Raw genomic sequence first — 12,933 nt, 5'->3', positions numbered from 1 at the left:
GCGGCTGGCGTTAGGACCTATCTCGCAGGATGATTCTTTCATCCAGCAAGACGTCGAGTCAAGGAACTACCGTACGCAGCGACACGTCGCCGATAACCCCGAGTTATACCCCATGGACTGCAAGGCTGGCGCCGATCCCCTTGGGGCCCTAGAATTCGTCAAGATAGCAAGACGGGTAAGCTAAGGGAGTCGTATGTGCGCGTCAGAGGCGTCATCTGCTGGTTGCTCTTCCACCGACAGAGACATGTGTGCCGTTGCCGCTAGCAATAGAAGAGCGCCGTTCTTTGGGAGAGAATAGGCGCCGATCGAACTCATATTTTCCCGCTATGGGAAGTGCTTCTCAGCGGGAGGGAGTACGGGCCTCATTCGGACGTCGAGCACGTTGCACAAGTGGGACCGCTCCCGTAAAAAGAGTTCGAGGAGCGCGATCTTCTCGGTCACATTCTCTCATGACTTTCATTATCGCAAATCATCGGCGGGCTTGCTTGCCATTATTAAGAATAGGAAAACCAATGAAGTTCGCATGCTTCGTAGTAGGTTCTCGCCATCGAATCGGCATCGTCGATATCGATGCATCTTCCATTCGCGCTCTCGATCCGTCCCTACATGACATGATCGAACTGATCGAAAAATACGACGAATTCGATGTGCTGCAGCACCTCGAAGGTCCGGCGATTCCGTTGGAGCAGGTCAAGCTTGTTGCCCCGATAAATCCGCGGCGCAATATCTTCTGTGTTGGCAAAAATTACCGCGCACATGCCAAGGAATTTTCCGGAAGTGGCTATGAGGCCGGCGCTGTGAAAGGTGCGGAAATCGATGAATTCCCTGCCGTATTTACCAAGCCACCCAGTACCGTCGTGGGCAATGGGGATACCGTCGATCTCCACGCGCACATTACCTCCGCAGTCGACTACGAAGCGGAGCTCGCGCTGATCATAGGGAAGACCGGGCGCGACATCGCTCCTGATGACGCCTACGACCACATCTGGGGCTATACTCTCGTCAACGATGTGACGGCCCGAGATCGCCAGCGCGACCACAAGCAGTGGTTTTTGGGGAAAGCGCTGGACACATTCTGTCCGATGGGTCCTTGGATAGCGACGGCGGACGAGCTCCAAGCGGACAACCTTGAACTGCAGTGTTGGGTAAACGGCGAACTTCGGCAACAAGCCAATACCCGCGATCTCATTTTCGATATTCCCACTCTGGTCGCGACGATCTCGGCGGGGCTGACGTTGCAACCGGGAGATGTGATAGCCACCGGCACGCCGGCCGGGGTCGGGATTGGTTTTAATCCGCCTCGCTTTCTCAAACCGGGGGACGAGGTCTCGTTGTCGATCGCAGGGATAGGGACGCTCTCCAACCGCTTTGAGTGATCGTCGAATCACGGTGGCATGGCAAGCAGAACGTGATTGCGTTGGGAGCAGGTACAGATCAAGGTGGTGGGTTTCGCAACACCGCATTCCAACGCGCAGTGAGGGGGTCTCGCGAGGATGGCGGAGAACTGCCATGGGCTGGTAGTGCACGGCGCCTAGCCGTACTATCCGAAGGGACTGAAATCGTCTGGACAATGCTGGCACACGGCCTGGTATTCCGCTCTGACTGCTCTGCCGAGAAGTTAGAGCAGCTTGAAGAACCAAACAGGTAAGACCGGGATGGCATCGATCCGATTAGAGCCATGAACAACAAGCTCGGCAACCGTCAGCGCATTCCATAGTGGTCAGAGACAATTGCCGCGATCGAAGGCCGGATGTAAGTTCGCAATCTTTATCCAGCTTGAATCACGCGTCTTCTACTTGGCAAAAACGGCGGTGTCCATCTAAGCCTCTTTGGCCACAGCTTCGATTCACAGTCCGAGTCCGCGTCGGGCGGACTCGGACTGTGACGGCTGGTGCCTTCAGTCCACCTTCGCGCCGGAAGCCTTGATGATGGGGGACCATCGCGTGACTTCCGATCGGATGAAGGCGCCGAACTCCTCGGACGAGGTGGTGGAGGGCGTACCGCCATTCTCCCTGACTTTTTGCGAGACCTCCGGCGAGTTGATTGCCGCCACGCTGGCCTTGTTGAGCTTCTGCACCAGTTCCGGTGCCATGCCCGGCGGTGCGATCACGCCATACCAGGCTGTCGCCTCGAAGCCGGGGTAACCCTTCTCTGCGATCGTCGGCACATTCGGTAGCGCGGGACTGCGCTGGGCCGAGGTCACGGCGAGCGGCACGACCTTGCCGGCGCGGATCTGCTGCAGGCCGGTGGCGAGGCTGGCGAAGGTAATCGGGACCTGGTTGCCCAGCACATCGACCATGGCCGGGCCTTCACCCTTGTAGGGCACGTGGCTGATCTTGACCTGCGCGGCGGACCTGAGCATCTCGACGCTCAGGTGCTGGGTGGTCCCGTTGCCGCCGGACGAGATGCTGTACTTGTCCGGGTTGGCCTTGAAAAGGCGGATCAGCGCGTCCAGGTCCCTGATCCCGAGGGCGGGGTTCACTACCAGTACGCTTGGCACGAAGGCGAAACGGGTGATGGGGGTCAGGTCCTTGCGCGGGTCGTAGGGAAGCTTGCCGAACAGCGATACATTGACCGCCAATGGCCCATTGGTAGCGAAGCCTAACGTATAGCCATCGGGCGGCGCCTTGGCGACAAGGTCGACGCCGAGGTTGCCGGCCGCGCCGGGCTTATTGTCGACCACGACTGTCTGCTTCAACTGCTCGGACAGCGCTTTCGCGTAGAGACGCGACAGGTAGTCGGTCGGGCCGCCTGCCGCGAACGGGACCAGCAGCCGGATGGGTCTAGAGGGATAGTTTTCCGCTGAAGCGCTGCTAGCGCCGAGACCGAGTACCGTGATGGCGGCATACAGGGTTCCGATGGTCTTTGCTTTCATTTTCCGATTCCGTCATGAGCGCGACCGGTGCACCGCAACCTGGGGCGACCGGCGCTAATAAGTGTCTGCCTGCCATCGCGTCTGCCAGCTTCATGGCGTCTGGCGCATGCAGGCCGTTTGCGTGAAAAGGGGTGGGTTGCCAATCCCGGCGCGGGTCGCTCGACAGTACGAGCGATCGCGCGTCAGCGTCTGCCTGCGCCACGACAGGCACGGGGAACGGGGAACGGGCGGCCAGCGGCCGCGCGGCGATCGTCTTCGCTACGACGGAAGTCAACACATCATTTCGCTCCCCCTGTTACTTGCGCGTGACAATCTGGCCCCGGTGGCACAGAGCGCGCCATTGCCCCGCAGTCGGTAGCTTCCGTTTTGTATTGGATGCGGCGATCGGATCGGCGGCGGCAGGCCCGACACGGTCCAGCCGGACCGCGGATCCGGGACTTCCGTTCTCAGATGGTCGCGCCGCTGGCGACCAGTGCTGCGATGTCGTGGTCGGCCAGGCCCGCCTGCTGCAGGATTTCGCGGCTGTGCTCGCCGAGCCCCGGCGCGAGGCGCCTCACCTGGGCCGGACTACGGCTGAACGTCACCGGTGGCTTGACCTGCGTGATGCGACCCAGGTTCGGGTGCTCCGCCTCGAAGAAGGTGCCGGCGGCACGCAGGTGCGGATCGCTGAACAGGTCCTCAAGCCGGTTGACGGGAGCCGCCGGAATGCTCAGTTCCCGGCACTGCTCCAGCCAGAACTTGCTGCTCTGCCCCGCGATGAGCTCGGCCAGCACGGCATACAGTGTTTCGTAGTTCTCGCTGCGGCGTGTAGGCGTCGCATAGCGCGGATCGTCGGCGAGGTCGGGGCGCGTTGCGAGCCGGAAGAAGTCCTGCCAGTTGCGATCGGTATAGGGCAGCATGCAGATGTAGCCATCGAGCGTCCGGTGCGGCTTGCGCAACTGGCTCATCACCCTCGGGTAACCCGCTTGCCCATGGTCCCGGTCGAAGGTCCGTTCCCATAGGTGTTCGACCATCATGAACGACACCATCGACTCGAACATCGGAACCTCGAGGCATTGGCCCTCGCCGGTTCGAGCGCGGTGTAGCAGCGCCGCCAGCACGCTGTAGGCGATCGTCAGCCCGCAGACCTTGTCGCCGACGATGGTCGGCGTGAAGCGCGGCTCGCCCGCCAGGTGGCCGTTCAACGCCGCGAGCCCGCAAACGCCCTGGATCATGTCGTCATACGCGGGATCGAGTGCATAAGGGCCGGACTTGCCGTAGCCGTAGGCGCCGCAGTAGACGATATCTTCACGCGCCGCCCTGACATCGTCATATGTCAGGCCCAACCGTCCGATTGCATCCGGCCGCATCGAATGCACGAACACGTCGGCGCCCGCGGCCAGACGCAGCAGTGCGTCGCGCGCCATCGGTTGCCGCAGATCCAGCACCACGCTGCGCTTGTTGCGGTTCACGGCAACGTGGATCGGTCCCATCGCGGGCCGCTCTGATGCGCCCATATGCCGCATGATGTCGCCGTCTGGACTCTCGACCTTGATCACGTCGGCGCCAAGGTCGCCAAAGATCTGCGTGGCGAACGGACCCATCACGACCGATGTCAGGTCCAGTACAGTGAAGCCGGTCAGGGGGCCGGGCATGTGCGTCTCCTTGATTGTTGGCATATCGTGCAGCTATGACTGGAACTAACAATGCAATCCGCATGCCAGTCGACGAGGCTTACGATGCGCCGCATCGTGGCAGTGACTGCTGGCTCTTTGTGACCGCGAGTGTGTGGTGAACAGACACTGTGACTTCGTGCCGCACATGGTCGCGATGATCGCGCACGCCACAGCGTGGGCAGCCTCGCACTGGCGCCGCGGCCTTGCCGCGCTTCGCGCCATCCCGTTCTTCGTCCCCGGTACTAGCCGGTTCCCCGGGCAAGGAAGTGTATTTCGCGCTGCCGCTTCACCGGAGCGAGGACTCTTCCTCGGCAGGTGATGGTGGAAGTGGCACAGGCTTTGCATCGCGACCGATACACCAAAATTGGATCTGGTGATCGTGTTGCCGGCGAGGCGTTGCGAATGCCGATCCACCATCCATCGAAGGAGACAAACCGATGAGAATGCAAGTCCTGAACCTCTTGTGTGCATCCGTGCTGGCCGTGCTCGCGCAGGGCATTACCGCGACGGTGACGCAGGCGGCCGAGCCGTTTCCCAGCAAGCCGGTCCGCATCATCGTGCCGGCGGCCGCCGGCGGATCTCTGGATATCATCGCGCGGCTGGTCGCGCAGAAGATGGGCGAGAAGCTTGGCCAGACGGTCATCGTAGAGAACCGTGCCGGCGGGGATACCCTCGTCGCGACCCGCTACGTCAAGGACACCCCTGCGGACGGCTACACGCTGCTGGCGCAGGCGAACGGGTTCACTATCCTGCCGTCGCTGAAGCAGGATGCGGGCTACGATCCGCTCAAGGACTTCACGGCGATTGGCCTGATGGCCCGCTCCCCGATGATCATGCTGGTGAGCGCTAACGACCCGAGCCGCAATGTCAAGGAGTTCATCGTGCGGGCCAAATCGGACAAGCTGTCGTTTGCCTCCGGTGGCGTCGGCGGTCCTCCGCATATGGCCGCAGCCATGTTCCTGCGAATGCAGGGGCTGGAACTGACGAATGTCCCATACAAGGGCAACAGCCTCGCGCTGCCGGATGTCGTGGCCGGGCGTGTGACGACCATCTTCGACGGCTACACCAGTTGTGTCGCCTACCTCAAGTCGGGAAAACTGCGGCCGCTGGCCGTAACCTCCGCCACCCGCAACGGTCCGTTGCCTGATGTCCCGACCTTCAAGGAACAAGGCATCGACTACGAGTACACGCTGTGGATGGGGCTGCTCGCGCGCGCGGGCACGCCAAAGGAGATCGTCGGACGCCTGTCCGAATCCTTGCAGTACGCGACCAGCAGCAAGGACCTGATCGACCGGTTGGTCAGCGAAGGCGCCGACCCATCGTTCGTCACGCCGGAGGCGTTCAACAAATACCTCGCGGCCGAGGTGCCGCAGATGGAGAAGCTGGTGATGGAGTTGAAGCTGCCCAGACAGTGACCGACGCGGCGTGAAGTGCAGCTATCCGCGTCGCCTTGTACCCCGGGCCCTACCCGGTGCGGCCAACGATTCCGGACTGCGTTGCACAGAGCGAAGACACCGGTGCCGCCCTGGTGTCGCCGCCGCGGACGTCCGATCCCACCTGGCGGCACGATTTGGGGGCCGTGCGCCGTGGCACGCGAGTTGCAAAATCATCGACATACCGGACGGCCGGGGCCTACCACCATGGAACTTCGACATCTCCGTTACTTCATGGCAGCCGCCGAGGAAGAGCATTTCGGTCGTGCCTCCGATCGTCTGAGCGTCACGAGGCCGGCCGTCTCGCAAATCATCGCCGACCTGGAAAACGAGCTCGGTACCCCACTATTCGAACGGCTCGCGTGCCGGGTCCGCCTGACAGCGGTCGGCAGCGCGCTGCTGCCACGCGTGCAGGAAGTCATGAACGATCTCAATGACGCCATCGCCACCGCCCGGCGCGTCGACGAAGGGCAGGGTGCCGATTCTCGCCATTGAGGCGGACTGGATCGATTCGGTCGCGCTGGACCGCGCCATCGTGCCGCCCGTTGGAGGCACGCCGCTTACCTGGGCAGGGCGAAAGCCACGATGTATTCGCCGCAGACCGCCGTGGAACGATTGCCGCCCGCGCTGATCACCGCGAACTAGTGGCCGCTGCGTGGCGAAAGATAGGTCATCGGCGTGGTCTCGCCACTGACCGGCAGGCGTCCTTTCCACAGCTTGCGACCGTTGCGGCCATCGAACGCGCGCAGGTAGTAGTCCTGCGTGCCCGCCATGAAGGCTAGTCCCGAGGCGGCCGTCACCGGACCGCCGATGGTTGGGAAGCCACAGTCCGACGCGTGTTCGACGAGAGAGGCGCCGTCATCGCCGCGGATGTGCGCAAGACGGGCGTGGACAGGATCGTGACCGGGTCCGGAGATAGCGAGCGCACCTAGGCCGTCGGCGTAGACGTGTCGGACCGAGAGCAGGTGGCCGCGTTGATATTCGACGCGGCCGGCCGGTTCGAAGACCTGCATGGGCTGGGCAACTACGCTGGCGGATCCGCGGCGTCGGCAGTGTGCTTGACTTCGCCCCGGAGGCCCGGTGCAAGGTGGTGGCAGATAGCCTCGGCGGTACATTCAATCTGTGCCAGGCTTTGACCCGCGCCACAAAGGAAGCGGGCACGCCCGGCGCCTCAATCGTTAACCTGGCATGCGCGGCCGGGATCTACGGGCGTGCCCAACCGCCTCGGCTACGTCGAAGTATGGAGTGGTGGGGATCACGCAGACCATGGCGCCCGAACTCGGCCCGTTCGGCATCAGCGCCAACGCGCTGGCACTGGTCAGAGTGGAAGCGGTCCGCCGAGGTTGATGTAGACGCTCTTCTGATGGAGGAACGCATCGACATGGCTGGGTCCGCCGTTGGCGCCATAGCCGTTTATGCCCACGGCGTTATCGAGCAGCCCATGGCAGTTGACCCACATGCAGCCTGCCTGGATAGCATGGGCCATCTTCATGGCAGTGGTCACGTCGCGCGTCCACACTGCGCCGCCATGTCCGCACCCGATAGCGTTCGTCATGCGCAGCGCATCGTCGGCGTCATCGAAGGGCAACACCATGATGACCGGGCCGGAGATTTCCGCGCGCGCGATGGTCATGGCGGGGGTCACATTCGAAAGCACGGTTGGCTGCACGAAGTATCCGTTGGCGAGCTCGCCGTGAAGGCGCCCACCACCGGTGGCGAGCGTCGCGCCTTCCAGCACGGCGCTCTGCACGTATTCCGTCACGTGGTCGAGCTGTTGCTGCGAGATCACAGGTCCCATCTGGACGTCGGGATCCAGGCCATTGCCGACGCGTACGGTTTTCGAGAGCGCGGTCAGCCGCTCGACGAACTCGTGGTAGATGCTGCGTTGGACAAACACCCTGGTTCCGGCGGTGCAGGTCCGGCCGCTGTTGTTGAAAACAGCCATTGCCGCGCCCGGCACGGCCGCATCAAGATCCGCGTCGGCGAAGACGATATTGGGAGACTTGCCGCCCGGCCCAACCTGCTTGGCCTTCATTTTGCCGGCTGACGCTTCGACGATGCGGCGACCGGTGCCGACCGAGCCGGAAAACATAATGCGATCGACATCCGGATGCGCCGCCAGCGCCGCGCCGGCGACCGGTCCATAGCCGGTCACGACATTGACCACCCCGTCGGGGACACCGGCTTCCAACAGCAGGTTGGCCATGTAGAGCACCGACAGGGAGGCGTACTCGCACGGCTTCAGCACCACCGTACAGCCGGTCGCTAGGGCGCCCCCGACCAGATGCCACTGGCCGACCAGCGGGCTGTTCCAGGTCAGGATGCCGCCGACCACCCCGATCGGCGCCTTGACGGTCATGGTCATCACCGAGCCGGGCAGATTGTTGGGCAGAGTCTCTCCGGCCACGTTGACAGTCTGCGTGGCAAAGTACGCGATGGTCTGCAGAACGAAGTTCTTCAGATTGCGCGCCCGAGTGATAGGCGATCCCACATCGAGCGTTTCCAGCCTCGCCATCTCGTCGAAACGCGCCTCCACCAGATCGTGCACCCTCATGAGCAGAGCCAGGCGCTGGTAAGGCGTCCATGTCGACCATGGCCCCTCGAAAGCGGCGCGTGCCGCCCGGACGGCCTTGTCGACGTCGGTTGCGTCGCCTTCGGCCAAGTGAGCCAGTACCTGCCCCGTGGCGGGATTTAGTGTCTCGAACACCTTGCCCGAGGCGGATGGCACCACATAGCCATCGATGGCGTGACCAAGCTTCGAGCTCAGGAAGGGATGCGCTGCGGCATCCGGTTCAGCATGCAGATTCATTGCCGTATCTTTCGATTGGTGGAGAGGTAGTCCGTGGGTGAGCCGATGATCCGATGCCTGGTGCTGTCGAGCGATCTGATACTACCCACCCGCGCAAAGGCGAAGCCAGCCCGGCGCCGGCGATGTGGTGCGCCGGGTGGTCGCGGCGGTGGTAGGAAGGAGGCAACGGGAATTCGAGGTAGTGCGACGGCGCCGGCCTACTTCCGAGCCGCGCTGCTGACGCGCTATTCCTTCTTGACGCCTAGAGTCGTCGCGAGCTGGGCCATGTCATCCAGATCTCGCCTGAGCGCCTTGTTGAACTCCTCGGGTGTGGTCGCAATCGGCTCGATGCCGTCCGCTTCAAAGCGCTGGCGCATCTCCTTGGTGGAGGTGGCGCTTTGCAGTGCGTCGGCCAGCCGCTGCACGACGGCCTTCGGTGTGCCGGCGGGTGCCAGCAGCGCGAGGTAAAAGTATGAGGTGAAGTCGGGTAGTCCCTGCTCGGCGACGGTCGGGATGTCCGGATAAGCCGCCAGCCGCTTGTGCGAGGTGACGCCAAGCGCCCTCAGCTGCCCGCCCTTAACCATAGTGGCGGTGTTTCCCACGCCGTCGAACAACATAGTGACGCGACCGCTTATCAGGTCCGGATACACTGCCGAATTGCCCTTGTAAGGAATGTGAAGCATTTTTACCCCGGCCCGGTGCAGGAAGGATTGCGCCGCCAGGTAAGGCGTCGTACCGAAGCCTGCCGAGGCGAACGTCATCGTCGCGGGATTGCTCTTGCCGCGCGCGATGAAATCAGCAATCGATTTGTCGGACTGGTTCGCGCCAACCAGTACGAACCATGGCGATCGGCCTATTTGGCCGATGCCGGTGAAATCCTTCAGCAGGTCATAGCCGGGGTCCAGCTTGACCGCGGGCAAGGCCGTGATGGTGTTGGTGGCGGCCAGCAGCGTGTAGCCGTCTGCCGGCGCGCTGCGTACGAAGCGCGTGCCAACCAGAGTTCCGCCGCCCGCGCGATTCTCTACCACCACCGGTTGGCCGAGCTTCTCGCTCATCTTCTGAGCCGCGAGACGCGTCACGACATCCAGCAGGCCGCCGGGGGCAGACGGCACCACCACCCTTATGGGCCTATTCGGAAAGACGTCGGCCGCGCGGGCCGGGACGGTGAAGATGAAAGAGGTGGCAAGCATGGGAGCTAGTGCGAGCCTCATCACTGCGAATTTCATTTTTGGTGTCTCCTGATTGTTTCCAAGGTCCCACGATCCCGATCCAGCGACCGGCGTTCTTGAAAGTCGCTGCAGCGCACCTTTGGGTTCTCAGGCATCGGCGCTTCGGTATCTGCTTCGGCAACCAGCGGAACTTGGTGCAGTTGCTGGGTGGTCTCAACCTGCAATTGCCATACCACCCCCGGGTTATCGATAAGGCTCCTGCCTCGACCGCTGCGGACTCCTGGTGTTTGCCGTGTCTTGCGTTGCATGCCGGGTGTCGGTGGTTGTCGTCCGTGCGTACACGTGTCGCGGTTCAGAGCACTTGTGCCGCGGGACGCCACCGCATCGTTGGCTCCCGACCTAGTCGCCGCGCGCATCCGGAGGCGACCTTGCACTGGCTTCGCTGACATCGCTACCGTTGGCCCTGGATCATCGCGAAGGCGTGCGGGGATTTGTCACCTTGCTCCCGATCGAAATCGGCCTGCGAGGCAATGTCGCGTGCCCGTGACTCTTCTCCATTCTTCCGTTCAGGGTCGCGCAAAACCTGCATGGAAAAGAAAGGCATTCCGTCCGGTAAGGGTGCTCCAACAAACTGGAATTGGATGGCAGGCGCAAGCGCGGCGCCCACACCGAACGCGCGGAACTCCGGGCAAGAGGTTTCAACAAGGAGACATTTGGACGGACAAATTCGTGGTGAAAGCCGTCGCGGGGTACGCATCGTGCTTATAGGCGCGAGGAGATGTTCTTTCTTCAGCGCAAACGCTTCCCGCGTGTGCCGGCTGCAGATGGAATAGCTGATTCGGGAATTCGACAAGTCAACTTTAAGGAAATGTCTATGCAATCTTTCGGATTCATCTTTTCCATCTTCTCTCTTGTGCTGCTCCTCATTTTCGCAGAGTCCACGCGAGCCCAGGACTGGCCAAAGCAACAGGTCCGCATTGTCGTGCCGTACCCGGCTGGAGGAGGCGCCGACCTCACTGTCAGGAAGCTGGCGGACAAGCTGGCGGAGAACTGGAAGCAGCCAGTCGTCATCGACAACAAGCCAAGCGCAGGTGAAATCGTCGCGACAACGGAGGTCATTCGTGCGAAGCCGGATGGCTACACTCTTTTGTTCGCTACCGAGACGCAGCAAATGAACCCATTCCTGTATTTGAAACTGCCGTACGACCCGATGACGGATCTCGCGCCTATCACTCGCCTCACCGAAGGTATCCACGTGTTTGTCGTGAGGAAGGAGAGCCCCTTCCAGACCATTCAACAGCTGGTGGTGGCGGCGAAGGCACAGCCGGGCAAGGTTTCCTACGGATCCGGCGGCGTCGGCGGATCCGCGCATCTCGCGATACAGTCGTTCGCAACCGCGGCAGGCAATGTACAGTTCATGCATGTTCCTTACAAGGGGTCGGCACCCAGAATGGTTGATCTGCTGGCTGGAAACATAGATTTCACCGCCACGTCGCTGGGCGGGGTTTTACCGTTTCTTAAGGACGGTCGCTTGCGCTCCCTGGCTACCAACGGCACGAGCCGGATGAGGGCGTTGCCAGACGTGCCGACGCTTGCGGAGGCGGGATACAAAGACGCAGTTGTCCCATTCTCTTTCTCGCTGTACGGTCCGGCCAAGCTGCCGCCGGCACTTGCCAGCCAGATTGCTCGCGACGTGTCAGCCGTGCTGAAGGATCCTGACTTCGTAGCAAAGAACTTGGATCCTCAGGGGTTAGTGGGGGTGCTGGACGACACCCCTGCCGCTTTCGCGCGGTTCCTGGCGGCGGACCGAGCGAAGGTCAGGGATCGGCTCAAGGCGGCCAAGGTGCAACCGAATTGAGGCCAACTATCCTGCCCATCAATCGATTGGCATGCTCATGACAAAGCCAATGCACCGCCATACAGAAGTCGCCCTCGAGCCCGAACTGCCCATCATTGACACCCACCACCATCTCTGGCCCGAGAAGTTGGTGACGGTATCGTCAGCTGGCGGCCCCGGCCAGCAGGTCGGCCAAGGTGCTCCCTTGCACCAATGGACACCGTATTCGCTCGATGACTTCGGCCGCGATGTCGCCGGCGGCCACAACATCGTCAAGACGGTCTACCTTGAATGCTTCTCGAACTACCGAACGGAGGGTCCTGCGCATGTCAGACCCGTCGGCGAGGTCGAATGGGTCATGTCACAGGTGTCGGATGACCGCCTGATGAGCGGCATCATCGGGCACGCCGACATGACGCTCGGTGCCGACGTTGGAGAAGTGCTCGATGCCCACCGTGCCGCCGGCGGAGCCCGCTTCAAGGGTATCCGTCATTCGGTGTCGTGGGACCCGAACCCAGGCGTGTACTACACGCCGCGCAAGCCGCCGGCTGGCCTCCTTCTCAACGACGCCTTCGGCAAGGGCGTTGCTGAGCTCTCGCGGCGCGGGCTGATATTCGAAACCTTGCGCTACTTTCACCAATTGTCCGAGCTTTCCATGCTGGCGCGCGCGCATCCTGATCTGACGATCGTGCTTTGCCACCTCGGTGGCCCGGCGGCGACCGGACCGTACGAGCGACGCAGAGCGGAGGTGATGGCCGAATGGAGTGCCGGTCTGAAAAAAGTCGCTGAGCACCACAATATTGTCCTGAAACTGGGCGGCATCGGACGGCGCGCCGCCGCCGAGCAGAAGCTGTTTGACGGACCGCGCTCTTCGGAGCACATTGCCGCCTACTGGGGGCCTGAGCTGCGCTTCTGCATCGAAACCCTCGGCCCCGACCGGTGCATGTTCGAGAGCAATTTCCCTGTGGACAGAAAACTCTGTGACTATGTGACACTCTGGAACGTTTTCAAGCGGATCACGTCCGACCTGTCCCCCGCGGAGCGTCGGTGTTTATTTGAGGGAACCGCCCGGCGCACGTATCGCCTCTGAACCTGGGAAGTCGGACATTTTTACCAGGCCCCGCCGGATAACCGGCTCGTACGTGCCACCGATCGCAAGGCGCCGGGCACACGGTG

Annotated in this window: 10 protein-coding genes; 5 read left to right on the top strand and 5 right to left on the bottom strand. The window is 62.2% G+C overall.

Annotated elements, in window-relative coordinates; genetic code table 11:
* The first annotated feature begins 512 nt into the window (after positions 1-512).
* Positions 513-1,376, top strand: coding sequence for a fumarylacetoacetate hydrolase family protein (locus P3W85_RS27665; RefSeq protein ID WP_276267103.1), 864 nt, complete (start codon positions 513-515; stop codon positions 1,374-1,376).
* A 521-nt stretch (positions 1,377-1,897) separates the two neighbouring features.
* Here the strand turns inward: P3W85_RS27665 and P3W85_RS27660 are convergent.
* Together P3W85_RS27660 and P3W85_RS27655 are read right to left on the bottom strand one after the other, a co-directional pair.
* Entirely contained in the window at positions 1,898-2,875 is a 978-nt protein-coding gene (locus tag P3W85_RS27660; RefSeq protein ID WP_276267102.1) for a Bug family tripartite tricarboxylate transporter substrate binding protein, read from the bottom strand.
* Positions 2,876-3,321: 446 nt separating this feature from the next.
* The gene (locus P3W85_RS27655; RefSeq protein WP_276267101.1) at positions 3,322-4,509 is read right to left on the bottom strand and encodes a CaiB/BaiF CoA transferase family protein; all 1,188 of its coding nucleotides are present in this window, start codon (positions 4,507-4,509) and stop codon (positions 3,322-3,324) included.
* A gap of 464 nt (positions 4,510-4,973) precedes the next feature.
* Between P3W85_RS27655 and P3W85_RS27650 the strand changes: the two genes are divergently transcribed.
* Entirely contained in the window at positions 4,974-5,945 is a 972-nt protein-coding gene (locus P3W85_RS27650) for a Bug family tripartite tricarboxylate transporter substrate binding protein (protein ID WP_276267100.1), read from the top strand.
* 225 nt (positions 5,946-6,170) lie between these two features.
* Entirely contained in the window at positions 6,171-6,458 is a 288-nt protein-coding gene (locus P3W85_RS27645) for a LysR family transcriptional regulator (RefSeq protein ID WP_276267099.1), read from the top strand.
* Positions 6,459-6,604: 146 nt separating this feature from the next.
* Here P3W85_RS27645 and P3W85_RS27640 read toward each other — a convergent pair whose 3' ends face one another.
* The 3 genes from P3W85_RS27640 to P3W85_RS27630 all read right to left on the bottom strand — a co-directional run bounded on the left by P3W85_RS27640 (position 6,605) and on the right by P3W85_RS27630 (position 9,977).
* The gene (locus P3W85_RS27640) at positions 6,605-6,976 is read right to left on the bottom strand and encodes a hypothetical protein (RefSeq protein WP_276267098.1); all 372 of its coding nucleotides are present in this window, start codon (positions 6,974-6,976) and stop codon (positions 6,605-6,607) included.
* Positions 6,977-7,281: 305 nt separating this feature from the next.
* The gene (locus tag P3W85_RS27635; protein WP_276267097.1) at positions 7,282-8,772 is read right to left on the bottom strand and encodes an aldehyde dehydrogenase family protein; all 1,491 of its coding nucleotides are present in this window, start codon (positions 8,770-8,772) and stop codon (positions 7,282-7,284) included.
* 224 nt (positions 8,773-8,996) lie between these two features.
* On the bottom strand, positions 8,997-9,977 hold the full coding sequence (locus tag P3W85_RS27630) for a Bug family tripartite tricarboxylate transporter substrate binding protein (protein ID WP_276267096.1): 981 nt from the start codon (positions 9,975-9,977) through the stop codon (positions 8,997-8,999).
* A 721-nt stretch (positions 9,978-10,698) separates the two neighbouring features.
* Between P3W85_RS27630 and P3W85_RS27625 the strand changes: the two genes are divergently transcribed.
* Positions 10,699-11,778, top strand: a complete 1,080-nt coding sequence (locus P3W85_RS27625) for a Bug family tripartite tricarboxylate transporter substrate binding protein (protein WP_276267095.1) — start codon at positions 10,699-10,701, stop codon at positions 11,776-11,778.
* 37 nt (positions 11,779-11,815) lie between these two features.
* Complete coding sequence (locus P3W85_RS27620; protein WP_276267094.1) at positions 11,816-12,847, top strand: amidohydrolase family protein; 1,032 nt, start codon at positions 11,816-11,818, stop codon at positions 12,845-12,847.
* The last annotated feature ends 86 nt before the right edge of the window (positions 12,848-12,933 follow it).

Source organism: Cupriavidus basilensis, from assembly GCF_029335485.1.
GTDB classification, from domain to species: Bacteria; Pseudomonadota; Gammaproteobacteria; order Burkholderiales; family Burkholderiaceae; genus Cupriavidus; species Cupriavidus basilensis_E.
This window is presented reverse-complemented; position numbering and strand designations above follow the sequence as displayed.